At 57.1% G+C, this 23,808-nt stretch carries 24 protein-coding genes, 1 tRNA gene and 3 pseudogenes; 12 read left to right on the top strand and 16 right to left on the bottom strand.

The window, feature by feature from the left end; translation table 11 throughout:
* The first annotated feature begins 775 nt into the window (after positions 1 to 775).
* The 4 genes and pseudogenes from ACVWVY_RS13170 to ACVWVY_RS13155 form a co-directional block, all read left to right on the top strand.
* Positions 776 to 1,036, top strand: a complete 261-nt coding sequence (locus ACVWVY_RS13170; protein ID WP_456626767.1) for a GlsB/YeaQ/YmgE family stress response membrane protein — start codon at positions 776 to 778, stop codon at positions 1,034 to 1,036.
* Between the two features lie 35 nt (positions 1,037 to 1,071).
* Positions 1,072 to 1,167: pseudogene (locus ACVWVY_RS13165) on the top strand (Ku protein); the annotation flags it as partial.
* A gap of 153 nt (positions 1,168 to 1,320) precedes the next feature.
* Positions 1,321 to 1,518, top strand: a pseudogene (locus tag ACVWVY_RS13160) (Ku protein); the annotation flags it as partial.
* 45 nt (positions 1,519 to 1,563) lie between these two features.
* A pseudogene (locus ACVWVY_RS13155) lies at positions 1,564 to 1,803 on the top strand (ATP dependent DNA ligase); the annotation flags it as partial.
* A 315-nt stretch (positions 1,804 to 2,118) separates the two neighbouring features.
* Here ACVWVY_RS13155 and ACVWVY_RS13150 read toward each other — a convergent pair.
* The 4 genes from ACVWVY_RS13150 to ACVWVY_RS13135 all read right to left on the bottom strand — a co-directional run bounded on the left by ACVWVY_RS13150 (position 2,119) and on the right by ACVWVY_RS13135 (position 5,010).
* On the bottom strand, positions 2,119 to 2,526 hold the full coding sequence (locus ACVWVY_RS13150) for a hypothetical protein (RefSeq protein ID WP_456626766.1): 408 nt from the start codon (positions 2,524 to 2,526) through the stop codon (positions 2,119 to 2,121).
* Between the two features lie 5 nt (positions 2,527 to 2,531).
* Complete coding sequence (locus ACVWVY_RS13145; RefSeq protein WP_456626765.1) at positions 2,532 to 2,753, bottom strand: hypothetical protein; 222 nt, start codon at positions 2,751 to 2,753, stop codon at positions 2,532 to 2,534.
* A gap of 820 nt (positions 2,754 to 3,573) precedes the next feature.
* Positions 3,574 to 3,735 carry a hypothetical protein gene (locus ACVWVY_RS13140; RefSeq protein WP_456626764.1) on the bottom strand — a complete coding sequence of 54 codons (162 nt, stop codon included), beginning with the start codon at positions 3,733 to 3,735 and terminating at the stop codon, positions 3,574 to 3,576.
* A 1,071-nt stretch (positions 3,736 to 4,806) separates the two neighbouring features.
* Complete coding sequence (locus ACVWVY_RS13135) at positions 4,807 to 5,010, bottom strand: cold-shock protein (RefSeq protein ID WP_456626763.1); 204 nt, start codon at positions 5,008 to 5,010, stop codon at positions 4,807 to 4,809.
* Positions 5,011 to 5,688: 678 nt separating this feature from the next.
* Here ACVWVY_RS13135 and ACVWVY_RS13130 point away from each other — a divergent pair.
* Positions 5,689 to 5,952 carry a hypothetical protein gene (locus tag ACVWVY_RS13130; RefSeq protein WP_456626762.1) on the top strand — a complete coding sequence of 88 codons (264 nt, stop codon included), beginning with the start codon at positions 5,689 to 5,691 and terminating at the stop codon, positions 5,950 to 5,952.
* A 432-nt stretch (positions 5,953 to 6,384) separates the two neighbouring features.
* Positions 6,385 to 7,023 (top strand): DapH/DapD/GlmU-related protein, encoded by a 639-nt coding sequence (locus ACVWVY_RS13125; protein WP_456626761.1) that lies wholly within the window; start codon positions 6,385 to 6,387, stop codon positions 7,021 to 7,023.
* A 729-nt stretch (positions 7,024 to 7,752) separates the two neighbouring features.
* On the opposite strand, the gene ACVWVY_RS13120 is transcribed toward ACVWVY_RS13125, so the two are convergent.
* The gene (locus ACVWVY_RS13120; protein WP_456626760.1) at positions 7,753 to 8,139 is read right to left on the bottom strand and encodes a hypothetical protein; all 387 of its coding nucleotides are present in this window, start codon (positions 8,137 to 8,139) and stop codon (positions 7,753 to 7,755) included.
* Between the two features lie 1,297 nt (positions 8,140 to 9,436).
* Here ACVWVY_RS13120 and ACVWVY_RS13115 point away from each other — a divergent pair.
* Positions 9,437 to 9,655 (top strand): ATP dependent DNA ligase, encoded by a 219-nt coding sequence (locus tag ACVWVY_RS13115; protein ID WP_456626759.1) that lies wholly within the window; start codon positions 9,437 to 9,439, stop codon positions 9,653 to 9,655.
* A 308-nt stretch (positions 9,656 to 9,963) separates the two neighbouring features.
* Positions 9,964 to 10,239, top strand: coding sequence for a hypothetical protein (locus tag ACVWVY_RS13110; protein ID WP_456626758.1), 276 nt, complete (start codon positions 9,964 to 9,966; stop codon positions 10,237 to 10,239).
* Positions 10,240 to 10,520: 281 nt separating this feature from the next.
* Here the strand turns inward: ACVWVY_RS13110 and ACVWVY_RS13105 are convergent, their stop codons facing one another.
* From ACVWVY_RS13105 to ACVWVY_RS13075, 7 genes are all read right to left on the bottom strand, one after another.
* Positions 10,521 to 11,354, bottom strand: coding sequence for a class I SAM-dependent methyltransferase (locus tag ACVWVY_RS13105; protein WP_456626757.1), 834 nt, complete (start codon positions 11,352 to 11,354; stop codon positions 10,521 to 10,523).
* Positions 11,355 to 12,552: 1,198 nt separating this feature from the next.
* Complete coding sequence (locus tag ACVWVY_RS13100; RefSeq protein ID WP_456626756.1) at positions 12,553 to 12,747, bottom strand: hypothetical protein; 195 nt, start codon at positions 12,745 to 12,747, stop codon at positions 12,553 to 12,555.
* A gap of 590 nt (positions 12,748 to 13,337) precedes the next feature.
* The gene (locus tag ACVWVY_RS13095; protein WP_456632192.1) at positions 13,338 to 13,541 is read right to left on the bottom strand and encodes a cold-shock protein; all 204 of its coding nucleotides are present in this window, start codon (positions 13,539 to 13,541) and stop codon (positions 13,338 to 13,340) included.
* A gap of 717 nt (positions 13,542 to 14,258) precedes the next feature.
* The gene (locus ACVWVY_RS13090) at positions 14,259 to 14,723 is read right to left on the bottom strand and encodes a recombinase-like helix-turn-helix domain-containing protein (protein ID WP_456626755.1); all 465 of its coding nucleotides are present in this window, start codon (positions 14,721 to 14,723) and stop codon (positions 14,259 to 14,261) included.
* Positions 14,724 to 15,154: 431 nt separating this feature from the next.
* Positions 15,155 to 15,811, bottom strand: a complete 657-nt coding sequence (locus ACVWVY_RS13085; protein ID WP_456626754.1) for a helix-turn-helix domain-containing protein — start codon at positions 15,809 to 15,811, stop codon at positions 15,155 to 15,157.
* Positions 15,812 to 16,013: 202 nt separating this feature from the next.
* Positions 16,014 to 16,232 (bottom strand): helix-turn-helix transcriptional regulator, encoded by a 219-nt coding sequence (locus ACVWVY_RS13080; protein WP_456626753.1) that lies wholly within the window; start codon positions 16,230 to 16,232, stop codon positions 16,014 to 16,016.
* Positions 16,233 to 16,317: 85 nt separating this feature from the next.
* Positions 16,318 to 17,454, bottom strand: a complete 1,137-nt coding sequence (locus ACVWVY_RS13075; protein ID WP_456626752.1) for a hypothetical protein — start codon at positions 17,452 to 17,454, stop codon at positions 16,318 to 16,320.
* Positions 17,455 to 17,836: 382 nt separating this feature from the next.
* Between ACVWVY_RS13075 and ACVWVY_RS13070 the strand changes: the two genes are divergently transcribed.
* The 3 genes from ACVWVY_RS13070 to ACVWVY_RS13060 are packed head-to-tail and all read left to right on the top strand — an operon-like array spanning position 17,837 to position 20,009.
* Positions 17,837 to 18,283, top strand: coding sequence for a DUF2924 domain-containing protein (locus ACVWVY_RS13070; RefSeq protein ID WP_456626751.1), 447 nt, complete (start codon positions 17,837 to 17,839; stop codon positions 18,281 to 18,283).
* Positions 18,280 to 19,614, top strand: a complete 1,335-nt coding sequence (locus tag ACVWVY_RS13065) for a recombinase family protein (protein ID WP_456626750.1) — start codon at positions 18,280 to 18,282, stop codon at positions 19,612 to 19,614. Before ACVWVY_RS13070 ends, ACVWVY_RS13065 begins: the two co-directional genes overlap by 4 nt.
* Positions 19,611 to 20,009, top strand: coding sequence for a hypothetical protein (locus tag ACVWVY_RS13060; protein ID WP_456626749.1), 399 nt, complete (start codon positions 19,611 to 19,613; stop codon positions 20,007 to 20,009). The genes ACVWVY_RS13065 and ACVWVY_RS13060 overlap by 4 nt, the downstream gene beginning before the upstream one ends.
* A gap of 111 nt (positions 20,010 to 20,120) precedes the next feature.
* Here ACVWVY_RS13060 and ACVWVY_RS13055 read toward each other — a convergent pair whose 3' ends face one another.
* The 3 genes from ACVWVY_RS13055 to ACVWVY_RS13045 form a co-directional block, all read right to left on the bottom strand.
* The gene (locus ACVWVY_RS13055; protein WP_456626748.1) at positions 20,121 to 20,411 is read right to left on the bottom strand and encodes a hypothetical protein; all 291 of its coding nucleotides are present in this window, start codon (positions 20,409 to 20,411) and stop codon (positions 20,121 to 20,123) included.
* Between the two features lie 415 nt (positions 20,412 to 20,826).
* On the bottom strand, positions 20,827 to 21,360 hold the full coding sequence (locus ACVWVY_RS13050) for a hypothetical protein (RefSeq protein ID WP_456626747.1): 534 nt from the start codon (positions 21,358 to 21,360) through the stop codon (positions 20,827 to 20,829).
* Positions 21,361 to 21,433: 73 nt separating this feature from the next.
* Positions 21,434 to 21,584, bottom strand: a tRNA-Met gene (locus ACVWVY_RS13045).
* 131 nt (positions 21,585 to 21,715) lie between these two features.
* Here ACVWVY_RS13045 and ACVWVY_RS13040 point away from each other — a divergent pair.
* Positions 21,716 to 22,084: a hypothetical protein gene (locus ACVWVY_RS13040; protein ID WP_456626746.1), complete on the top strand. Its 369-nt coding sequence runs from the start codon at positions 21,716 to 21,718 to the stop codon at positions 22,082 to 22,084.
* Here ACVWVY_RS13040 and ACVWVY_RS13035 read toward each other — a convergent pair.
* Positions 22,029 to 23,387, bottom strand: coding sequence for a tyrosine-type recombinase/integrase (locus ACVWVY_RS13035; RefSeq protein WP_456626745.1), 1,359 nt, complete (start codon positions 23,385 to 23,387; stop codon positions 22,029 to 22,031). The genes ACVWVY_RS13040 and ACVWVY_RS13035 overlap by 56 nt on opposite strands.
* Between the last annotated feature and the right edge of the window lie 421 nt (positions 23,388 to 23,808).

Genomic DNA, 23,808 nt, shown 5'->3' with positions numbered 1-23,808 from the left:
TAAATTGCGCCAATCACTAGGAACCGACGACCCTGCTTATAGTTTTGTGTGGTATGTCAACAGGACAGCGAGCGCAAGATTTATCAAAGTGAGAACGGCGACAGCTGGTGGCTCTGTCGCGAGCGGGGCACGATTTTCGTTTTGCATGAAGCGAACCTTCCTTCGGGCGCGGCGATCACAAGAATAGCGCTCCCACAATTTCTGTCGAGCAGCGGAAATCCGCCTGAAACGCAAGCGTTGCTGCAAATGATTGGTGATCTCACGCAGTGCACCGAATAGCGTCTCTTTCCCTTCGAAGAGTATCTCTTGTTCGAACTTATCGTGGGCTCAATGCCGGTTCAAAGTGGTCAGGTCAGTAGCGGGCCTAAGACTATAGGATATGCATCAGGGTCCTGACGGCTGACGGGTTTTTTGCGCCGCAGCGCTCTAATGAGCGCTGGGGACGAAGAAGTTTTCTCAATCAGCATCTTCCGGTCCGGCGGAGTTTGGCGAATCTGGCGAGCAGATACCCGCAGACCGGGCGTGAGGGCGGTGGACAGCAGAGCGATCGAAACCGTTAACCGCCCCACAGGCATTAAAGTACAGCTGCAGGGTGCGATAACGAACGGCGCTAGCGAGGGGACCAGGCAGACTGGAGGTCAAGGTGTTTTGTAGGTCGACCCCGTCCAACCCCTTGCGCGGGCTACTTGAGGGCGTCCACCGGCTGACAATCCAACTGGAACGCAAGCCAACATGGAACGTTACTGCCGCATCAAAACGACCATGGAACAATCGCATGAGCATTTTGTGGACGATTATAATCGGATTTGTAGCGGGTGTGATTGCTAAGTTCATCATGCCTGGAGACAACGAGCCAACAGGCTTTATCCTCACCGCGATTCTCGGAATCGTAGGGGCATTCGTCGCGACGTTCCTAGGACAAGCACTTGGTTGGTATCGGCCAGGCGAGGGTGCCGGGCTGATCGGAGCCGTGGTTGGCGCCGTGATCGTTTTGCTTGTTTACGGCATGGTGGCAGGACGTCGACGCACGATCTAAGCCAGCTTTTTAACAGCCGGCGCCTCAGTGGCAGGCACGATGCGTACGCTGTGATCCGCGAAACCATACGAGTGCTCGATCAAGTCGCGATTGGCAGGGTCGTTTTGATTAATCGTGAGGACGTCATCGCCTTTGCGTTTGGCGGGTGCCTTAGCTAACTTCGCCTTCTTAGCGGCCCGCGCCGGTTTTTCCGCCGGCTGGTCACCTGCTGGAGAAGAAGCAAAAGAGCCAGCCTCGCGGCAATGTCTACAACCTGATGGATGCCCTTCGCGCCAGCATCAAATCTCGAAGCGCGTGACAAAGGCTTAATGGGGATGCTGCTGCGCTATCCATATGAAGTGCGGGACGCAGCCGAGTATTTTGACGACATCCAGGACGTCAAAATCACCAAGGACATGCTCGGCCTCGCCAAGCACATCGTGCAAACCCAAGCTTGGCAGTTCGAACCCTCTAAGTTCGAGGATCACTACGAGTTAGCTCTCCAACGTCCCCGGACGAACATGTAAACTCCCTCTGAGTCTGATTTAGAGGGTGACGACCTGGTCTATGCCGGCAAGGTCGACCACGGTTTCGACAAAAGATCTTCCGCCGAGCTGCGCAAGCGCCTCACGCCCCTGATCCGTAAAACCCAGCCCTACACCAAGCGAATCGCTCATAAGGGCATCTGGGTCGAGCCCGAATTGCTCGCGGAAATCGAATACCGCGCCAAGTCGGCCGAGGGAAAGGTGCGCCATCCGTTTTTCAAAGGTCTCCGGGAGGATCTATGAGCACACCCCGTGTGAGTCGATGTCGACACCAGCAAGCAGGTCGGCGATCCTGCAGGGAGGGGACGACTGGTGCGCAGGAGGGATACCTATCTTGGAAGCGGCTCTATCCTACGTCCTGGAAAAGATGGCCTCGAATGGACGTCGTCAGACCCGTAACCGGATCAGTCTCTCTCTGTCTCACTAACGTCTGTGGCTCTGCGAACACGGTAGCCAACATTCCGGCCGCGCCGCCGTCCGCGCTGTACTTCGCAACCTGGTGACGCGGCGACACTCGGTCAGACCTGAGACCTGACTGTCTGCCTCACGACATGGCTCCTACCTCGACACGAACGAGCGATGTGCCACGGAGAGCGCGCCGCGCTCGTTTGTTTCAAGGGCAATCTTCTGCGCCAGCATCACATCGGCAGCGACGAGGTTGCCCTCCGGAACGAAGCACCATTTGCAGACACGTTGTCCCGTGTGGCTCAGTTCCTCAATGTTGGTTTGGGTGCCGTGGTGTACCCGGTAGCGCGTGCCGGTATCGCTGCCTATAACGTCGAAATACCGGAAGCGCTCGTAGCACGCGCGCTGCTCCGGCGAGAGCCATTCCTCCAGCAGGCTCAGCGCTCGCGCCCTCGCGAAGGAACCAGACCACGCAACGACCATTAAGAGCGCCGAAAGCAGCAGCATACCAATTAAGGCGAGGCCGAACGAGCCTACCGAAAGAAGGATTTGCTGGCTCACCGCCGTCAGCCGCCAACCAGGCGCGGATAGAACAACGTTTCTTCCGCCGTTGGATCGAAGGAGCGGATAATCCGCTGCTCGCCCGGGCCTGACCGCACACCAGCCGTAAAGCCTGCGCCGGTCAATTCCTTGAACCGCTGCTCGGCCTTTGCGACCTCCGCACGATCCTGCTTGTCGAACATGTGGCGGGTGTCGCCGGTACGATCCATCACGATCTGGCTTGCCATTTCACGCACTCCAATTGGCTGCCTGAGGCAGGTTTGGCAGACCCGGAGTCGATCGATTGCCGGCCGCATCTCGAGTCCATGCCACTCCTAAAACGGAATGGCTGAGGTTGGTTCCTGGGTTGCGATTATAATGTGCGGCGAACCGGTGATAATTGCTGCCGTGAGCGCGCAAGCGACAAGGAACGCTACGTCTTTTGTTGCGTTCGACTCGCCGCCTCCGGTCTTCACCCGACAGTGCAGCGCCGGAGGGAAACCTGTCCCCACGGATGGGCGGTGCTGGTACTAGAGCGCCGGGCCTTTTGCGTTCGGCTTGAAGATAGATCTTGACGAAATAGGAGATGGTATACGCATCATCAAGCACGAAGTGGTCCCGGATTGCGGTAGCTTGGGTCCGCTTCCCGCAAGGTCGGCCCAGCCGGCATTTCTATTGGGACGACATACCGGCTCGCCGGATGAGGCCTGAGACGTTTGATCGAGAGACGGCGCTGGAGAAGGCGAAGGCCGTTGCCAAGGCCGTTCAGGACCTGAAATAGGAACGGTTACGCACCCAAAGCATTCTAACATGAGCTTCCGGGACTACTCCCAGGGCTCCTGGAAGTAAGCGGCCCCGGCGTCCCTCCGACTCGTTGGTCGGGGCCGCTTCCCTGTCGGCAAGATAGGCCACCAGTGACCGTGCTAATCTACGTGGATACGAGTAAGCAGGTCGGGGTCCCGACCTCAACGTCTTCGCCACCACGGACGCCGCGGAAACCTGGTTCGCGGAAAACGATCCGGAAGGCGTGGCCTTTGAGTACGAGGTTCTGGAATGAAAGAGGCAGCCTTACGTCCCGATCAAGTCAGCTTCGCGCGCCTCTGCTTCAACCTCATCGGCCAAGCGGTAAAGAAATAGAGCCACCTTGGAATCCTGCGCTTCGGATGCCGCGCGACGGCATTCGATGATCCGTTCTTGAATTTTTGTCAGAAGTTCCAGGTTGTCTTCCATCGGACAAAAGTAAATCAGGCCACTCCCAAAATCAAACTAGGCCACTGAGCCCAGTACCGATTTGTGTCCACTCCGTGAACAGGCCCTGCACCGGCTTAGGAAGGCCATCGGTGAGTCCGGCCGCGGCGGGCGCGTGGGCCGAGTGTGGCGCCGACGGCCTAAGCGGCGTGGCGGTGACGTGGTGCCGACAGCTTCTTGGGTGGGGTACTGACCGCGCTGATCGTGGACTTGCTTTCTGCGATCTGGGTGCACCCGGAACAAACGAAAACATGCACGATGGTCGTCGCATCCACGAGTGTTGAGCGCGACCACTTCATTTCGATCGAGCAGTTCGGGCAGTGCGGTGGCTCCAACTGCTCCAAGGATCTTTTAAGCTTGTCCACGATAGCTTGCCGTTTCTCGACGTCCCTTTTGTCGTCATTTTAGGCCACTGATTGGCCCAAGGGAACAGAACTTTGCTGGTGCCGCCATCCTATTGGGTTGGCCGTCTGAACGACCTGACACTCTGTGTTCTGGCACTGCAATCGACAACGAAAAGGGCTCCGGTACGGTTGCCGTCGGTTACCCGATAAAAGGGCAAATTAGGACACTCCAAGCTTGGAACTAATTTTCCCGACAGGAGTCTAGCCGTCGCTCTTGGCTGTCCAGCCCCCAAGCCCCAGCTGAGAGTTGGGGAAAGCGCAGACAACCCGGCCGCTTCCCAAGAAAAGCCCGCCCGCGTGAACTAGCGGGCCAACTAGTCAATGATCTGATCTGGCCTGCGCCCCTGAAAAAAGGCCGCATTGGCGCGGCCCTTCGCTGGAAAAAAATTGGAATGAAAACCGCGCCGGCAAAGAGCCACCTTACAGTTTTCCACAGGCTGGAGTATCCCTAAGAACACGGCCTTAAAGGCACAGACCGGCCGCAGCTTGAGGGGGCTGGATCCCAAGCTGGGGCCGTCCTGTTCTATGCCGGGCATGCCGACATTGCCCGAGTTAAATTCTGATTTCGGCCGGTGTCTGTAAAGAACCCGACAGATCAGACGAAAAGATTGTCGCAGGACCGCCCATGCTTGGCACGGGCGTACGACGATCAACCCACCCTTAGGTTTTCGGCGGATTCTTTCCCGCGGTTGGCCGTCACTTCGAAGCTTACCTTCGCGCCCTCATTCAGGCTGCTCAGACGCGCTTTCTCGACCGCCGAGATATGGACGAACACGTCCTTGCCGCCAGTGTCGGGCTGGATAAAGCCGTAGCCCTTTTGCCCGTTAAACCACTTCACTGTACCTGTCGCCACGTCGTTTCTCCCCGAGGTTGATCGCGCGCGATAGGATGGTGACAGAAATTCGGCGAAAGACAGGGCCCGCCACAGGATGGCAAGAAAAAAGCCGCCGCTGGGTTGAGACAGCGACGGCTCTACGCTTCACTCTCGCGGGACCTTATTGAGGGGCGACCCGCGATTACTCGTGACCTTTATGCGCGGGAAGTTAAGGAATGCTTCCTACTGTTGCAGCATCCGCGTCTGCCTCAATTCTTTTGCCACGATGCTTGGTGCGCAACGTAAGCCGTAGCTACAGCCCTTTACCGCTAGCGCTCCAAGGGTTCGGCCCAGCTCGGCGGCTATCCGCTCCCCCGGCACCTTCCCAGCCATAGCCTTCAGCTTGGCGATGTCATCTTCCTTCCACGCACGTCTTGACTGGGGCATACGCAAAACTCCTGTAAAAACACCTCAAATACGAAGTTTAGCAAAAGTTCCCGCCTTTCGTCGCGGCACGACAAAGCCCCGCCGGGTGGCGGGCTGAGTCTCGATGTCCGATTGGATACCCTGCCCCAGAATACCTTGGTCGATGATCGCCCGGCGCCTCGTCTGCAAGGAATGCGGCACTGCAGGTTCTGTGAACATCGTGCCAAACTGGCATGACAGAGTCGGTCATCCGTGCCATTTTCCCGGCATTGGAAAACGTAAGGCCTTGCTTTGAAACTGACTGCCGACCGACCGTTCGCCGATCCTGAAAAAGCAGCCCGCCGTTTGCTAGAGCATGCACACGTCTTCGAGCCAATTCAGGATGGCCGAATCTATATCGAGAAGATCAACGGTCCCTTCCTGTATGTGGACCGAGGCACTCCCGCTGAGTACAGCGCCGGATTAAAACTCGCAATCGAGCGGGGCTGGTTGGAAATTCATGACAGCGGAACATTTGTTAAGTTCACGGCGGCCGGCGCCGATCTGTTCGCCTGAAAAACAGCTGTAGGATGCCCGGGCGCGACGTGAGCGTACTTGGCTCGATCGCCGATGCCGGACCGCTGCCGCACCGGCTATCGATCAGCCGCAGTAGTGGTTCCAGAATTAACTCCCGACGGCGACATCAAGCTTAATTCCGGCAATCGATTGCACGTCACGCTTTCGCCACTAGTGTTCGCAGCTGCCGAACATACGCCCATGTCCTGCGTGCGTGGCGAAGTCGCCGGGCCGAGCCATGTTCGATGGCTCGGCGGCTTCGTTGAGGGTGGCGTTTGAGATGGACAAACAGAAGCACGACCTAATTTATCAGATCGCTACGGCCGGATTGGTCGTCGCGTTCTTTGTCCTAATGCTCTTTTTGCGCCGTTGACGGAGCCGTTCGCCACAAATGCGATGCTGCGATAGCGATCGACGATTTTCGGAAGGCGAATGCGGACACCGTCAGAGAACAACGGCAATAAAAAAAATGACCACGCTGGCGAACGCCCGACCGCGGGCGATGACCCAGGCTCGTCGACCGCCATCCGCAAAATCTTCAAGGTGCTTTGCAATCCGCAATTAGCTGTCGCCCTTCTCAACGCTCAGCTTCAAATTCGAGCTAAAGCAGCAGCCAGATTGCCATGGTCTGTACGCCTGCACGGTCGAATTTATTTCAGGGCTGGTGGAGACGTGGAATTTGGAGATGGCGTTAGCTTAGTGGGCACCGTTGTACCGATCGAAATCGTGTCTCATGAAGGTTCGCATATTTCGATAGGCGAGCACACCTTCATCAACTACGGCGCGTCGATCACCGCGTACCGAGAAGTCAGAATCGGCCGCCACTGTTTGCTCGGTCATCACCTGCGCATCATTGATCGGAACGAGTATGGCCTCGAGCAGCGTGAGATACCGCCGGCCGCACCGGTTCTGATCGAGGATCACGTGTGGATTGGCGCCCACGTGATAATTCTTCCTGGCGTTCGCATTGGTCACAACAGTGCCATCGGCGCGGGAAGCGTTGTGACCAAAGATGTCCCAGCCAATTGTCTTGCGGTTGGTAATCCGGCTCGCGTTCTACGTCGGATTTGACGGATTGCAACAAGGCTCTACGCAGTCGTGCGTGACTCGCTGCCCCGATGCAGCGCCAGCTCTACAGCCTTGTGCGGAACGTGATCCACTGACCTGCGGCCTTCCCAAAGAATACAAACTGAAAATCTATTGCAGCAGATGACAGATCCTAACCGACCGACCAATTCGGGTTTCCCCTCGCCTTTTCAAGCGTTTTTGCGTAACGATCTGTCAGTTTAACTGTTGATCCGTTTTCGAATGGCTTCATGAAAATCTCATCAATATAGCGGGACCATTGCGATTCGCGGACGGCTCTTAATGCTGTCACGCATCTCGCCAAGCGCTATCCGGAATTACACGGGGATTGCCACTTGTCCCGCGGGTACGCTTGGTTTGTTTAGAGAACTTGCGCTTCCGACTTAAAACCTCCTGTATGTTCCGCTCCGCTCCGTTGACCCAACCACCGCGGGAAGGTGGGAACGGCCCGCGCCGGAGGTGTCATTGCGCATAGGGACGATCAGTTACTCGATCTATCCTTTGCAGCAGCCGTCAGCAGCTAGGCTGGTCATGGTGTTTCCTGTGTGATGAATGGAAACGCGAACGCAACAGACAACAAACGGACAGGCCCATCCTGAGTCCGCGCGGGCCGTGGATTCGATTTGGTGGCTGGCCGCTATACACCTAGCCAGATGACGGAACGCGACTCACTGACTCTCTAATGCGCGATAACCGAAGCGTCCTTTTTGGCGCTTAAGCTTTAGGAGCTATCCCAACCATTTGCTCCAACCAAAACAAGCGCTTCCCCCACCAATTCAGCGGCTCGTAGCAAAGCGGGTCGATCCGCTGCAGGCCTCCCAGCGCAACTATCTTCTTGCCGGTTTCGACATAATCATCCGACTGACTCCCCAGCGAACTGTGTCCAATCGGGCAGCTGTTCTCGACTACCTCGTACCCTCGTGCGTTCATGCACAATTCGAGAGTGTCGGTCTCCGCTTTTGCCTGAATTTCAGGATTGGCGGAGAACACCTTGCTTCTCAAGTCCATTTTGCAGACCGCCAATTGTTGCCTTTGGTCAGAATAGCAGCCGGCCAACACGACAAAGAGCAACAACGGGAAAAGATGGATCAGAGTGCTCAATCTCCACGAGCCTTCCTAATTGCGAGGCGCCGCTTAGTCGAAAGATGGGCGCGCAGACCGTAGCCCGCCGCGAATCCAAGCCCAATCAAGATAGCTGCGTACGTCAACGTCGGATGTTTCTCCGAGCCATAACGATTACTCAGGAAGGCTGCAGTAGCTCAGCACTTTCCAGTCTCTCACATATGCACCATCTATGCCGCGCGGCCGTGACAGCCCGCACCCGTTCACCCTCCGGCGGCGGCATTTTCGGACACCAATGGTGACGGTGTCCCACCCGCGCACTCTCTCGTGAACGAAGTCGTTCTGTCGACTCGCGAAGCAACACTGAAACAATCCGGGCTCAGCCTTCCTCCTTCAAAACGAGGGGACATTCAAATGACCGCTTTCATCGCCACTGTCGGTATTCTCAGCGCCGCAACACTTGTCGCACTGCTCTCCACGGACCTCGGAGCCGAGGTGGCTTTGGCCATTATCGCAATCATTTAGCGCGCGGGGCTCTGCGGCCTTTGCTCGCTCCAGTGCGGCTTCACGTCAGTCCGCCGGCGCGAACGCGACGTAGTACAGGAACACCGCCACCGCCATCGTGGTGACGACAAGCAAGATGATATCTTTTCTGGTGTACTCCATCAGATTCAACGAATCGGACAAAGGGCCGTTCCTGTCCGGGTTTAGTTTCATGCTTGCTGGTGTCGACGTAGATCCAGACTGTCATCTGACGCTCGCCGCCCTTGCTACCGCCTTTGCCTTCTGCAGCGCCGTCTCACGATCCAACGTCTCAGGCCTCATTCGACGGGCCGGAATGTCGTCCCAGTAAAAGTACTGGCTGGGCCTACCATCTGCGAAGCGACCCTCGAAGCTCCCGCATTCGGGCACTGTCTCATGTTTAATTATGCGGATGCGGGCGGTTTTCATTTGCCTCCAGGGATCCTCGCCGCCCTCGCGCGCTTCAGCACCGCTTTGTCCCGCCCGGTGCAGTACAACATCGAGGCCCAATTGAAGGCGACCACGATCCAAGCAACCATACCAGTGTACCAGAAGAGCGTGTCGAGCATTAGCTTCCTCTATTGTCGGGCATGTCGTCGTGCTTGATACGAATGGCGCTCAATCCTCAACCCTCCAGCGCCCGATAAACAGATGCACGACCGATGCCGAGATGCTTGGCATCGGCTTGGTTGGACCTTCATCAGCTTCAGTTAGGTGGTGAGGAGATTATTTCGTGGGTATTCCGACCAATGCCATTTGCTGGACTCAGGAGAGTCACTGAGTGCGGCAAACAGGCGGGAAGGACCTTGTTTACATGGGCAACGTAGGGACTGGATGCTCTCGCACTGTCTCCATTCAGATCAGGAAGCAGCTCGACACGGTGGTCAGCCCGAAGTCGAAGCTAACAAGACCAATCAAGAAGCCCAAGGCGACGTGGGTAGAGCCGAGGTTCTACGCCGACCTTGAGTACCGAGATATTACTTCGGAAGGCTTGCTGCGGGCTAGTTCATTTAAGGGACTGGCTCGAAAGTAGAAGCCGGTTGGATAATGCGCGAGCGGCGGTCCAGCGGCACGATCCGTCTTCCGATGTCCGCTGTTGGGGGTTGAACAGACCTAAACCAGCCGGGCCCGGAGGTCGCCTTTTGACCCCGGAGCAGACCTCAGGACACCTCATCTGGTTTGGTGCTGGCCGCACTAGAAATCCGGGAACTCCAAACTATCGGGCGAGTTACAGAACCGCCGAGAGGATTGAGCGATAAGCGGCAGATTTCGCAGCAGCACGCGGACTTCTGTTCATCGCGCTCGTCCTCTATTCGGCAGTACTTGAACAGAGAGGCGACAATGAAAGCACCCCTTCTTCTTGCTGGCGCACTAATCATAGGATGCGCCGTCCCAGCACTGGCTGATGAGTACTACGTCGTACAAGGACCCAGCCGTCACTGCACGATTACCACCACGCGCCCGGCGGACACGGAGGTCGTGACGCAGATCGGTCCAATGGCCTTCAAGAGCCGCGTGGAAGCTGAAGACCGCGTTAAGCAGACCAAAGTCTGCGAGGAAGGCACCGTTGGTAGCACTAGTGGCACTAGCAGCACGACCATTATCAAAGAGAAGTAATCGACGGCCTCCTTTGCTGATCGGATTCTAGCGAAGCCGAGGAAAGCTCGCGCCCATTCTGTGGGCGCGACTGTTTTGATTGCAGACCACCCTGTTAGAGCCCTCTTCCATTTGATCGCTCCCGGAGGGGGTGCTCGAAAGGTGGGTTGAGTGTCGCCTCGTGGCACTTTTCGGACCTGACAGGCCGGACTGACGATGTCCGTTGGGGGTAGAGCGGAAGTCGTCGGTACGCGGTCAAACCGACGCGATCGACCCTAAGCTGACTTCGCTTGTCCGCCCATTCAAATCGGTCGCTGGCCCGAGCCAATCTTGAAAGCGATAGGCAGGTTCAGCCCATCGACTGATTTGTAGACGCTGGCGCAACGTTCGAACGCGGTTCGGATCAAGTCTTGAGTCGCCTGATCCTGGTTTCTGATGACGGCGCCGGTCAGAATCAGACTGCCTAATCCGCCTCGCCAGAGAGTCTCCGTATCGGGGACGAAGTAGGTAGCAGCATGCTCGGTTACCTTAACTCCCGTGAGGCCAGCTCCGTCCAGCAACCGGAGGAATTCGCCCGAGTTGGAAAAACGAAACACATTGTGGCCCTGCGGCACGTCCAGCGGTGCCGGGACGCCAATCTCGGCAATGGCGTCGCGGAAGATACCTTGGATACGTTGGCGCGATGGATCATCCCACCACGAAAATGCAATGCGTCCGCCTTGCGATAGGGTTCGTATGCACTCTGCGACAGCAAGTTCCGGCCGGGGAAAATGTCCAAGCCCGAAAGCACAGACGATCGCGTCGAACGCATGATCAGGAAATGGGAGACGTTCTACGTCAGCCTCACGAAATTCGATCGTGGGGTGCAGTTGCTGGGCCAGTTCTATCATCCGCGGCGACAAATCAACGCCGACCGGGCGTGCGCCGCGGTTTGCGGCTTCGGCTGTAAGAGCACCGGGCCCGCTTGCGACATCCAGCAGACGCATAGCTGGATGCAAATGCACGTCGTCGAAAAGAGGATTGGTAGCCAGAGCAGTCACCGCCGCAAAAAATGCGTGATAGCTACTTGCCAAAGCATCATGTCCTTGGCGCTCAAAGGCTCGCAGTCGCTCCGCGTCGCTGCTCGACAGTTCCACTGGAGACACAATCATCATTCCCCTAGACGCATGTCGGCTCAACAATAACAGGCTCTAAGGGCGCAGCAACATCCTAGATGTCTGGATGTGGCACAAAGCGGACCAGCAGATCGCACTGGCGGATGTCCGCTTTCGGAATAGCGAACGCGGACTAAGTCCCTGCGACGCCGCGCGGCCTCGGTGTTGCGGGCAGACTATTTCTTCTTCTCGGTTTTGAATGAAACGCCCAGCCGCATTGCAACTTTGCGAATGCGCTCAGGTTTGCGCTTCATGATACGAGCGGCCTCCTCTAGGGACTTCGAGGCTTTGGCGAGTTCGATAACGTGACGATCATCTGCATAAACCAAGACTTGCCAGCCATCGGTGGCGCGCTCCTTTGAAGAAAAAGCCGCCAGCGGAATATGTTCGCTGACGGCTTTGCTTGGGGACCGGACGAGGGCAATTGCCCGGCGGTTCTTATCGATAGCTCAACTTCTCGATAGAGCAACGCATGTCGCGAGTTAAGCTAACTGCTCAACCTTACCGATGCAGTATCCAAACGGCGATTACGAAGACCTCCGTATTTTTACGCTAGATTGAATGCCGTTACGCGGCAGTCTGATCTTCTTTGTCATGGTGCCGCTCTTGCGGAACCGCTGACCTCTTCTTCATCCTGAACCATTCGCAATGTTGCTGAACATCCATTCAAAAAAGTTTCGACGTCGTTCCCGAAACATCACGGCCCGTCGTTCGTTTTCTTTCAGTGTCACTAACGAGAGGAGACGACACATGAGAAAGCTCTCTTACGTTCTCGCCGCGTTAGCAACCATCGCCATTGCGGCCCCTACAGTCGCAAGCGCTCAGGGTTTTAGTGTACGGATTGGCGGCGACCGAGACAACTATCGCGACCGCGACTATTACGGTCCGCGGGTTGGGTTCTATGGACACGACCGTGGTTGGCATCGCGGATGGGATCACCGCTATGGTGACCGTGACATAATCATCAGGCGTCACCATTACTGGGACTAAGGAAAGACTAACGCGGAAAATGGCCCCTTAACCGGGGCCATTTTTTTCGCCTGTTAAATTCGTTGAATGGGCACAACGGAAGCGACTGAGACGGATCAGGCCCGCAACACGGCATCCGCCACTGGGTGGCTGAACCCGGACACAAGAACGGCGGCGCCGCCGCCCACAACCTCGGAGCAAGCCAAATGGTTCAGGCTGTATGTCGAAGCGATCTTCCATAATGCTTGAAGAAGTTATCAAGCTTCACAGGTTCGCCGGTATCTCGCCAGAAAAGGCTCTTACCGAGGCTGGCCGCCTGCGAGAGGCGATGGTGGCCGCCGATCAAAGTATGGTCATCCGTTGCTTTGGCGATGATCTCGCCGGCCTCGTCGATGATGACTTTCATGCGCTGCCTCCAGTGCAACGCCCCTCGGCGCAGCCACGATCCTGCGAGATTTATCCAACCTCGCACCGGCCCCGGCGTTCCACAAGAAGGTCGCGGATTTCGTATTGCCATGCGCCACATCGCCCGGCTCCGAGGGGCATCTTTACTTTCGTTTGCGTCCTGTTCGGTTCCGGCTGAGACGTTTGGCGTTTGCCGCCACCTTTCTCCGATACTGCTCAAGGTATGCCGGAGGCGAGACCATGGCGGAGGTGGCCATAGACTACGGCTGCGGGGAGGCCACGATCTGGAGAGCCCTTGCCTGAAGGATGGGGCAGGCGGTTAAGCCCCTAAATTCTGAAAGTTGAGGCAGGCAGGGATCCGCAACGGGAGAATTCGGGCCTTTTTCAGCGATCTCAACCTTCCTGCTTAACTGGCGCTTTTTCAGAGGAACTAATGTTCCCGAAGGGAGTCTTGTTGTGGCTCTCAGCTGTTCCAGCCCCCAAAGCCCCAGCTGAGAGTTGGCGGCCCCGGTGAAGCGGAGAAACGCCGGGGCCGCTTCCAAAGAAAGCCCGCCAGCGTGAACCGGCGGGCCTCCATATGGATAACGACGGTCAACCTACCCTCAGGTTTTCGGCCGATTCCTTCCCGCGATTTGCCGTCACTTCGTAGCTTACCTTAGCGCCCTCATTCAGGCTGCTCAGACCTGCTCTCTCGACGGCCGAGATATGGACGAACACGTCCTTGCCGCCAGTGTCGGGCTGGATAAATCCATAGCCCTTCGTCGCGTTGAACCACTTCACTGTACCTGTCGCCACGTCGATTCTCCCGAGAATGATCGCGCGCGATAGGATGGGGCCGGTACTGAGCTGGTCGGTATCTTTCCACCCGTCGCCGTCTTTGTAGCTTTTGGATAGCACGGTGTTGTAGTGCTCGCCGTTTTGCCAAACGGCGGCAGTGACGTAACCCAAACGAAATTTCATCGGGTTGTTTAGGCATCATGTACCTCCATCCCGCCTTGGTTGGTGTGCGGGACGAAGCGGGTGAGGATGTGCGCCTCACAGTTTTCATACTCAGGTAGCTTCTCCCTTTCTGTATGTCCCTCGAAGGTATCTAGACGTAACGCTCGCCTAGGAGTGACATGCCTTATCTTTTCGGCCACCGCTTCATCCGAACACCAACGTACATCCACCTCCAACTCCCCAGGAGAACGAGGAGGACGAGAGCGACGCAGATTTTATTCCAGGCTACGATGACGGTGAGGCCGAGCCGTCAGAGGAAGATACTGATTTCGAATAGGTTATGGATACTATCATCATTTTTGCTGCGTTGGTGCTTGGGCTCTTTAGTGATGACTTGCTTATCATCAGCAGAGCCGCTGCTCGTTGGATCGTGCGGAAGTTGGAATCACGTTCATTACTCAAGTCAGAGTGTTGATTGGGCAACGCCAAAAGGAGTCTCTGACGCATCCACCCGGGAGCTGGCAAATCGTCGCGTTCAATAATGCAACTCCCGACAAGGCGCGAATTTCCCGTCTATAAAAAGGCCTGCTCCGTGGACCGTCCAGTCATATTGGCCACTGAAGAAGGATGCCATTCGCCTCCATTCGGCGACTTGATCCCTTGCCTATTCAACGCCGCCGCGATCGATCGAAGTGTAGTTGCCCCTTGCAACTGAATAGCCTGAAGGGAAGGCGCCAATTTCCTCGCGAAGTCGTCGGCCCGCTCGACCAGCCTGGATCGGCCGATCGCGCCAGCCTCGTTCAAATTCCGAACGTTGCCCAAAACACCCCCCGCGGATTTTTTTGCCGCCAGGGCCGCTTTGGTCCGCTCAGATATCAATCGGCGCTCTTTTTCGGCTAAGCACGAATGCTCCCCGCGATCTCGGCCGGGGCTATGGGTCCGCGCGTTGGGGGCGTAGGGGATCAAACGATTGAGCGGCCAGTATTCGATCTGCAATCGATGCGATGTGATTGCCGGTGTTGTGCTGGTTTGGTCCATTATTTAGTTTTCCTTCGCGTTCAATTCCATCACCGCGCTACCCCTCCCCTGCTGAATTACGCGACGTTTTTTCAAACGCACTGTCGGTGATTTGACTTACTTTTTCGCTCCGGCTTCTGCGATCTCTGTCCCGATGGTCGTTGCTCCAAAACAAAATAATTCCCAAAATATCGCGGCAAAAAATGCGTGCCTAACCCACCGGTCCCCGCTCTTAGCGTCCAAACTTTTGGGCGCCCCCCTACCCCATGTTGAGCCTCCGGCTCTTGCCGCCGACGCAGCGCTCAAGATCAGTTCTTGCAAAGCGCAGAATAGTGATGGGCTTTTTGTATTTAATTCCAGATTTTTGCGTGCGAACCACTGCAACCGGTCTACATCCCGATTGCCATATAGTTTTGGCGGCCCCCACATGTTTGATGGGCTGGTCATCGCCGTCATCGCGTACTTCCGAGGCGGATCTCAAGGACCGCCTTGATTAACGTCGCATCATCTAGGCGCCCCTGTCGCTCCAGCGTGGATAGACGTGAGCGCTGCCCATCGTTCATTTCGCCCAAAACAAGCCAACCGTCGCTCCCAATGCGGCGAGCTATGCGATTCTGAACAACCTCCGCTCCTTCTTGCTTCTTCTGGAAAGCCAACAGTCTTCCTGCGGAATTACTGTTCGCTTTTGTGCGTGAAGGTTCATATGGAGGTTCTATTGAAGGTTTAAGCCGCAAGCTCTGCGGCCTGGTGGGGGCGGAAATTGCGGCCTGGCCGAGCCGCACATCAGGACGCCGAGCCGCACTTTGCCCCCTCGGGCCGCAACCAGCGTGCAAGCATAGCGTATAACGATATCCCTGCCATTGACCGCGGCGTTTGGGCATGCGCTCACGCGTGAGAAGCTTCAGTTGCTCGAGGACATCAAGCTGGCGCTGAACGGTGTCTACCGACTGCTCGGTGTCTCGCGCCAAAGTCTCTTGTGATGGCCAGCAAACACCGGTTTCGTCTGCATAATTGGCGAGCGCTAGCAGGAGTAGCTTTCGCCTCGCAGCTCCGGTGGTCTGGCCGAGGGCCCAGGCTGTGGCTTTCCAACTCACGAGCGCCTCGCCCATGCTTTACGAATAGCGGCAAGTGCCCTCGTCCTGACACGAAAATTCCCCAAGGGGCGATCAAGGACGTCAAATGCTTTGAATCGTTTGCGATCGAGTTGAACGTATCGGCCAAGCCGTTCCCGACCAAGATAGAGCGAATGGTCAACGGCCTTCTGGCGCTTCTGGACATCGCGTGTGCTCTTTGATGCGGGCACTGGCGCCATCATGACCGCCCCGACCGCGCCCCGATCGTGTTCGCCTCAATCCAAGCGACGAGATCGCGACGGCGATAGCGGACCGCGCGACCAACCTGGACAAATGGGGGCCCGGCCAATCGGATACGCCAGGACTGAAGCGTCCGAACCGAAAGGCTCAGGAAGTCGGCTGCATCCTGCTCCCTAAAAAGGGCGTCTGCATCCTGGGAAATAGAGTTTGACGACATCTCAATGTTGCACCTGTTGCGATGCTTTGAGACTGCCTACGATCCAATGCGCTAAATAGCCGCTACGATTAACGGAGTGCGACGATTAAGAATGCGTCGATTTCGGCTTTCGACCCGCGGCTTTCCAAGCCCAAGCTTCGGTCAGCGAAATAGCGTGGTCCCGAGTCGTCAAAAATGCTCTTTTGGTTATTTTGCCAGGCCATCTTGACTGCACCTCATTCCATAGATCCTCCTTGGATCTGGGTGCGATCTCTGGATTAGACATCAGACCTTGGAGCCAAGTGAAACACTCAAGACGGGATTTCTCTTTGGTCTGAATTTGCCCAAAAGCTTTTTGAGCCGCCTGGGTGATTTTTCGGGCTGGAGCGTCCGGCGCATGATTCGCCGGATCGGGCACCTTTGGTAGCCGCAAATCCACACCGGTCCACTTGGGCACAGCGCGATAGTCCTCGCCGTGGCAGAGATCACCGCTTTCCACATCGATCGAGATTTCGCTACGGGTCCACTGGAAACGTCCGATTGGCCCCTCAATCCCTGTCTGCGCAAATGTGCCGAACGCCACGACTTGTCCGCTGGCGAGGAGGCGTCGCAACGCTCCAATGCGATCAGCGAGTACTTTGGATACCGCAGATATTGCTTTCGAAGCCGTTGGGAGAGGCGCATCGAGATATATCAAATGAGAATCGTCAAATCGATACTCGATCAACGATGCCGTTGTCTGAAGCGGCCAATGAAAGTCGCCAGACGGCCCCGGAGCCTGACCGTCCCGAAAGACGGCAGAGTGGCGATCGCCATCTTTGAGGACCCTCTTAGCTAGAGAGACAACTTCTGGATCTCGAATGACGTACCTTCGGAAGACCTCACGAAGTGATTGTCCATTCAATTTGGCTGGGGCATTTGGAGCGTGAAGAACTGGAAACACGCGAACATTGAATATCTGAACATCGGACCCGGCGATCCCGCGTAGTCCGGTCGAGATCGGTCCGGCCCAATTCAGAGTAGGGAAATCCTTTGGATCGATTGCAACGGGTGGCCCTGATGGAGTGTCGAAGCAACCCGTGGCAAGAAGGTCCCCTTCAGAAAGCCGCTTCCACATAGCGGTTCGTTGCAAGCCCAATGCACCCGCAGTTCCGTCCGCCGGAGCGATCACGTCCGGATCGGAGGTTCGTTCGATGGCCTCGGCAAGCGTCCAGCCGAGCGAAGAATCTGTTACGTCGTTCATGGCAAGCTCTGTCGGTGCGCCGGCGCTTCGGTGCGAATCACTTCGTTATGTTGCAACGGTCACGTCCCGATTTTTCACCTTGCTGATAATGGCGCACAGGCATTTTCGGGCGATGCTTGTTCGTCCGAGTACTATGACCTGCGCGGCTCTACCGTTTCATGTGAAATCGTAGACAGGATCTGAACGCTCACCGTTCAATGGCGTATGCCCGCCGCCCTCCAAAACGAACATCTGATCGAAATCGCCGAAATCCTGGCTGTCGGCCTCACGCGTCTGGAGGCCCGGAAGTCCGGTCGAAAACCTGCGGACTTCGGAGAAAGTTCGCTTCACTTCTCGCCCGACCAGAGCGCTGGTGTGCCTCCCTACTCTCCCGAGGCTTCCCATGAATGATCCTATTCTTGCCCAATTGGCTGCCCTCAAGGGCGCACCTGCGCCGGTCCTAAAGGCCAAATGGCGTACTTTGTTCGACACAGAGCCGCCGCCCTATAACCGGCGCTTTCTGGAAAGCCGGTTAGCCTACCGCATTCAGGAGCTGGCTTACGGCGGCCTGAAAAGAGAGACCGTCGAGCGGCTGCGGGTGCTCGGAAAGCAGTACGAGGGTAAAACCGGCGAAAGACCCAAGGGACGAAGCCAACGCCTCCCGATCGCTGGGACCCGCCTTATCCGCGAATGGCAGGGCGTAGAGCATGCGGTCACCGTTCGCGGTGACGATTTCGAATATCAGGGACGGCCCTATAAGTCGCTATCCGCAATTGCCCGGGAGATCACAGGCGTCCGTTGGAACGGCTGGGTATTCTTCGGGCTGAAGAACCACCGCGGTGCCGCATGACCAGGAAGCAGCCTGACAAGCCCTCCCCGCTGCAAAAGCTCCGGTGCGCGGTCTACACCCGCAAATCCACCGAGGAGGGGCTGGAAATGGAGTTTAATTCCCTGGATGCCCAGCGGGAGGCCTGTGAGGCCTACACGGCAAGCCAACGTGCTGAGGGCTGGCTTCTCGTGTCTGACCGGTATGACGATGGCGGATTCTCCGGCGGCACCCTCGATCGCCCTGCTCTGAAGCGATTGCTCATCGACATCGAGGCCGGCAAGGTCGATGTCGTGGTGGTCTACAAGATCGACCGGCTATCGCGCTCGCTGATGGATTTCTCCCGGCTAGTCGAAGTATTCGATCAGCACAAGGTCACATTTGTTTCAGTGACGCAGTCCTTCAATACGACAACGTCGATGGGCCGGCTCACGCTGAACATTCTACTGTCATTCGCACAGTTCGAGCGGGAGGTGATCGGCGAGCGGATCCGAGACAAGTTCGCGGCATCCCGTAAACGGGGTATGTGGATGGGCGGTTGGGCTCCGCTGGGCTACGAGGTCAAAGACCGGAAGCTGATCGTCAATGAGTTCGATGCCAAGCTCGTTCGGTCGATCTTTGAGCGCTTCCTCAAGATTGGCTCGGCCACCACGTTAGCACGGCAACTCATCGCGGAAAAAATTCGCAACAAATATGGCAAGCTGATCGACAAGGGCATGCTCTACAAACTGCTCAACAATCCCGTTTATGTCGGTGTCGCCCTGCATAAGGGTGTCTCATACCCCGGCGAGCATATCGGCATCATCGATCGTAAGATCTGGGACAAGGTGCAAGCCAAGTTTCAGGAAAGCCCACGCAAGCGCGCGGCCGCCGCACGGGCGCAAACGCCCGCGCTGCTAAAGGGGATCATCTATGGCCCCACCGGCACCGCCATGTCGCCGACACACACGCGGAAGAATGGAAGGCTCTATCGCTACTATCTCAGCCAGACCGTGCTGAAGCAGGGTCCGGATGATTGTCCCGTTGCCCGTGTGCCGGCCGCCGAGATCGAGAAAATTGTGATCGATCAGGTTCGACTTCTACTCCTTTCCCCCGAAATCATCGTCCAGACTTGGCGAAACGCCCGCAAATCCATCAAGGGCTTGACCGAGGCTGACGTCCTAAGCTCGCTGTTGGCATTCGACCCGCTTTGGAATGAACTATTCCCTGCCGAGCAATCCCGCATCATTGAACTCCTCGTCGAACGCGTGGATGTCCGGCCCGACCGTGTTGATATCAAGCTCCGGATCGATGGCGTCACCTCGCTCCTCGGCGAATTGACCGGCAATTCCATCACTCAGCAGGATGCCGCATGACGACCGGCGCTCAAGCAGGCAAAGCCCATATTAGCAAAGATGGGCGCACGGCGGTGGTCAGCATTTCCGTGAGCTTTCTTCAGCGCGGCGGCCGCAAGCAGATCCTGTCGCCTCCGGGAACGGCACCATGGTCGCCCGCCCCGCGTGTTGACGGCGCGGTGGTCAAGGCCGTGGTGCGTGCCCACCGCTGGCGACATATGCTCGAGAGTGGCGAATATTCCTCCTCGGCAGAACTAGCCAAAGCCGAAAAAGTCAACGATTCGTACCTGAGCCGCATCCTCCGGCTAACCTTGATCGCGCCAGACATCATCGAGGCGATCCTGGCCGGACGCCAGCCCCGCACGCTTCAGCTTGATGATCTGCTCAAACCTCTGCCTGCGGCATGGCAACGGTAGCGCTCCGAGCTGCTTTGACAGTAACGGAAATATTTCGATCGCGCTGAGCCTCCAAACCCGCAGCTTCGCTGATCCGGGGCGATGTTTCACTTGACATACCTAGCGGCAAGATCAGTTGCTTGCACGTTCCCGCTCATCTTTGATGCATTGCGCTGCTCGGCGGGCCACCCGGCCGAGAAGCCAGAATAACAACACTGGGACTGCCGCGATCACGAGCAGAATTTGAAGTTCGGCGGCCGTAGACCCCTTCGCGATGGCGAAAACCATCCCGAAGCACCAGAGGAACGCAATGAAATTGGCAACCGAACCGATCAAAGGACCGATCAGCACTGTCAGCGATTTGTCAGACTCGTGAATGGCGATCAAACGCCGCTCGTGGGCTGTTGGGCCGCGCCGCTTCACTTTGGCTTCCGAGGTTTCACCACGGCCTTAAAGGCGCGCTCGGCTCCCTTGGCCGTCTCTGTCAAGTGAAATATCGCCTGTCTCATCGGCACCAGCTCTCGCTCATAGCGCTTCCGTCTAACGTGGAATTCCGCCAATGTAGATGTCGTCGACGATCTTGCTCCATCTAGGCTCCATACGAACACCCGAGCCCGGATTTGCCCGCAAAAATTCCGCCACCTCATCCAGGGACGAGAGCTCGACGGCGTCCACGTTCGAACCCCGATGGTGACAATGATAGTTGCCGGTCTTACGGCTTCGCCCAGCACCAGCTACAACTAATCCGGCGACGATCTTCTCAACGCGAGTAATGGGCATTTTGTATCCGAATCATCAATGCTTGTTCGACAGCCGCGGTAGAATCTCTGAGGCTTGGCTAGGAAGCGATTGCTGCTATGCCGCGACTGAAACGCGGACGTCCGGTCGTGAAGAAGCCGCTACAGTTCTTCTTTTCGTCGCATCGGTCGCATTCTTCGACAAATGCATTCTTCCAATCTGATATCGACTGCAGCGCATGCGGCCAGACCGAACGGGACAGTACACACTTCGGAAGATTGTAAACCGACACATTCACACCAGCGGCGGCCAGGTGATCAACCGCTCTCGCCAGCCCCTCGCGATAGTCCATGGGATCCATCCAGAGCATCGCATCGTTCGCAATGGCAAAACCGGTGTTTTCGAGTCCCATCAACGCGACGTGATCGACAAACGGCAGATTTCGGGCGAGCCACCGACATGTCTCCGCGATAACCGGCGCGGTCAAGGCATGCAGGACAACGCGGATTTCAACGCGCTGGCCGCGATCTTTGAGCTTGAGAATTCCTAGCACGGTTTCGTCGAAAGCACCCTTGTCTGCCCTCGCCGTTTTTACGCTACGACTTTCCTCCTGGCGCTTCCACGGCGCTTCCACGAGCGAAATTTCTAGTCAAATTCGGAGCAGCAAAAAGCCCTCGAAAACGATGTGTTCTCAAGGGCTTGATGTCTGGTTGCGGGGATAGGATTTGAACCTATGACCTTCAGGTTATGAGCCTGACGAGCCGGTGATCTGGTACTTTAATTGGTATCGGCAGAAAGACGTTGATATTCTTCTTGGTTCCGAAAACACAAAAGGACGTTACGGGTCGACCTCCCGCAGACCGATTCCGGTTCGTCCTATTTGTTCGCCACAGCTACCCAGCAGCCATACCTACGCTCCAGATTTCTTTCTTGCTGGAGAAGACTACGATCTTATTGCCTCAGACCGATCGGTGGTTTGGGGCGGAGGCATGGGCGATAAGCACGAAAAGACTCGGATCGAGGGATTAGGGTCGCCAGGTAGTCGGAACATGCCACGTGCCACGAAGCGCCATCGCAAGAACCGTGGCATGCCGCCGCCCGCGTCGTTCGATATCGATACGCTGCCGGGCAGCTCTAATTTGACGGCATTAGAGGCGGCCGCGGTCATCCGGCGCACGCCCGGAGCGCTGGAGCAGTGGCGGCGCGATCCGAACCACCCGCTGAAATGGCGCTACGTCGATGGCCGCCCGCTCTATCGTGTCGATGCGGTGCGCGGCTATCTGGCCGGATGCGACAAGGCAACTAAGCGCCCCCAGCCGCATAATGCTCGCGGAGACGGCCAAGCAGCTCGGCCTTGATGGGGTCGAGCGGATTCGTCCGCTGCAGGCGCACGACCTTGCCGACCCGTTTCGCGCCGACCAACTCCGCGATGTAGTCATGAGCCGCTTCGAACGCCATCTTGCGGATGATCCACTGTTCGTCGTGATTGTAGACCTGATCGATTCCGCGTGGCTTTTGCCCGACACACAGCCGCTGGATTTCGTTGTCGTAACCGCAGCGTGACATGACGGTACGCAAGCTGCGTCTCAAATCATGCATGGTGAACTTGGCGACATCTGCTTCCTTGACCAGGCGGTTGACCATCTTGGTGAAGCCCGACATCTGGCCACCGGTCTTCGGTGACGGGAAGACATAGTCGGATGTCGCGCGCTGGAAATGTTTCGCGGCCGCGAGCACCTCGCCAACGAGGTGGGTGCGTGGCACGTCGTGGTGCAGGCCCATCTTGGTCCATGCTGCATCGAAGGTGATGCGGTCATCCATGATGTGCTTTCGCCACTCGATCATGGTTGGCTCGCTGCGGCGCGGGCCACCGAGTAGACACATGCGTGCTAATTGCCCAAAAGCCCCGAGCTTGCCCGACGCGTGCCAGACCTTGATGATCTCCTCATCGATCAGCGCGCGGCCCTTCGTTCGGCGCCCGACCCTCTGCGCCCGGGTTTCCTTGGGCGCGCGATAGCCAGCGAGCACGTTGTGCTCCACGTAACCTTCGCCGACACACCATTCGAGGAGTGTGTGCGTGTGCTTGCGCAAGTCCTTGGCTGCGCCGCGCTTACCGGTCTTGGCGATCCTCTCCACCGCCGCCATGATTTGCCGTCGCGTCAGCTCGCCGATGGCGAGATCGAAATGTTCCTTAAGACCGCGTCGCAGTGCCGACATTGCCGGTTTCCAGTTGACGACCTGGCGTCCGGTCAGGGACGTTTCATAGGGGCCGGATTCAATGATCAGGGTCGCCAACGTGGTGCACTGCTTCTCGGCCAGCTGTTGCCGCTTTGCCTCGCGTTTGGCATCGTTCGGATCGACCCCCATGACCACCTCGCCAGCGGCGACGGTGGCGGCCTTGCGCGCGGCCTTCTCATTGAACTTAGGCCATGCGCCCAGCGTCTTGCGTTGGGTGCCTCGCATCCCAGGCTTGGTGAACAGGAAGACCCAGGTCCGCCCACCAGTCGCGCGCATCCTGACGGCAAGCCCTGGCTGCTCTGTGTCGTGCAGATAGTGTTGCGATTTGCCTGGCGGCAGCGTGGCTGCACGTATCGCCGCGTCAGTGAGCCTCAGGTAGCTCGTCGTCACTTCGGCTCTGAGACCCTTCTCGCTATTTTCCATCGTTTGTGCCCTCGCTTCTTGTGCCCTGGGATACGTCGAGGGAGACCCAAGAAACGGATCACAAACCGTTCCCTCCACGTTCCCAGTTCTGTTGTGCCCCACGGGAGAATTCACGAAGGGCACAGCGCGGGCATACAAAACTTAGCAAGTCCAGCTATGGCTCACTATGGGCCGCTATGGCCGCAAATCCCTGCGCTGCAAGGACTTTTACAACTTTACTATGGCTGGATTTGGTCGGCTGAGGTCTACCGATTGTGGTTCACACGGGAGAGGTCCAAGGTTCGATCCCTTGTGCGTCCACCATTCAAAGCCCCGCTGTCGGGGCTTTTTGCATTTTTGAAACAGGCCCTATTGGGAAGCCGGTAGTGACGCTGCAATACGTCTAGCGGCGCCACGATCCGTTAGCCGCAATGGGAGATAT

The organism is Bradyrhizobium sp. URHC0002, assembly GCF_054059515.1.
This window is presented reverse-complemented; position numbering and strand designations above follow the sequence as displayed.

Coding starts and splice junctions, on each gene's coding strand:
- ACVWVY_RS13110 (WP_456626758.1), top strand. CDS start 9,964: ATGAAAGCACCCCTTCTTCTTGCTGGCGCACTAATCATAGGATGCGCC.
- ACVWVY_RS13100 (WP_456626756.1), bottom strand. CDS start 12,747: ATGAAAGTCATCATCGACGAGGCCGGCGAGATCATCGCCAAAGCAACG.
- ACVWVY_RS13080 (WP_456626753.1), bottom strand. CDS start 16,232: ATGTCGTCAAACTCTATTTCCCAGGATGCAGACGCCCTTTTTAGGGAG.
- ACVWVY_RS13085 (WP_456626754.1), bottom strand. CDS start 15,811: ATGGGCGAGGCGCTCGTGAGTTGGAAAGCCACAGCCTGGGCCCTCGGC.
- ACVWVY_RS13140 (WP_456626764.1), bottom strand. CDS start 3,735: ATGGAAGACAACCTGGAACTTCTGACAAAAATTCAAGAACGGATCATC.
- ACVWVY_RS13060 (WP_456626749.1), top strand. CDS start 19,611: ATGACGACCGGCGCTCAAGCAGGCAAAGCCCATATTAGCAAAGATGGG.
- ACVWVY_RS13170 (WP_456626767.1), top strand. CDS start 776: ATGAGCATTTTGTGGACGATTATAATCGGATTTGTAGCGGGTGTGATT.
- ACVWVY_RS13040 (WP_456626746.1), top strand. CDS start 21,716: ATGGGCGATAAGCACGAAAAGACTCGGATCGAGGGATTAGGGTCGCCA.
- ACVWVY_RS13065 (WP_456626750.1), top strand. CDS start 18,280: ATGACCAGGAAGCAGCCTGACAAGCCCTCCCCGCTGCAAAAGCTCCGG.
- ACVWVY_RS13115 (WP_456626759.1), top strand. CDS start 9,437: ATGGGCAACGTAGGGACTGGATGCTCTCGCACTGTCTCCATTCAGATC.
- ACVWVY_RS13075 (WP_456626752.1), bottom strand. CDS start 17,454: ATGAACGACGTAACAGATTCTTCGCTCGGCTGGACGCTTGCCGAGGCC.
- ACVWVY_RS13035 (WP_456626745.1), bottom strand. CDS start 23,387: ATGGAAAATAGCGAGAAGGGTCTCAGAGCCGAAGTGACGACGAGCTAC.
- ACVWVY_RS13125 (WP_456626761.1), top strand. CDS start 6,385: ATGCGGACACCGTCAGAGAACAACGGCAATAAAAAAAATGACCACGCT.
- ACVWVY_RS13070 (WP_456626751.1), top strand. CDS start 17,837: ATGAATGATCCTATTCTTGCCCAATTGGCTGCCCTCAAGGGCGCACCT.
- ACVWVY_RS13090 (WP_456626755.1), bottom strand. CDS start 14,723: ATGGACCAAACCAGCACAACACCGGCAATCACATCGCATCGATTGCAG.
- ACVWVY_RS13145 (WP_456626765.1), bottom strand. CDS start 2,753: ATGGCAAGCCAGATCGTGATGGATCGTACCGGCGACACCCGCCACATG.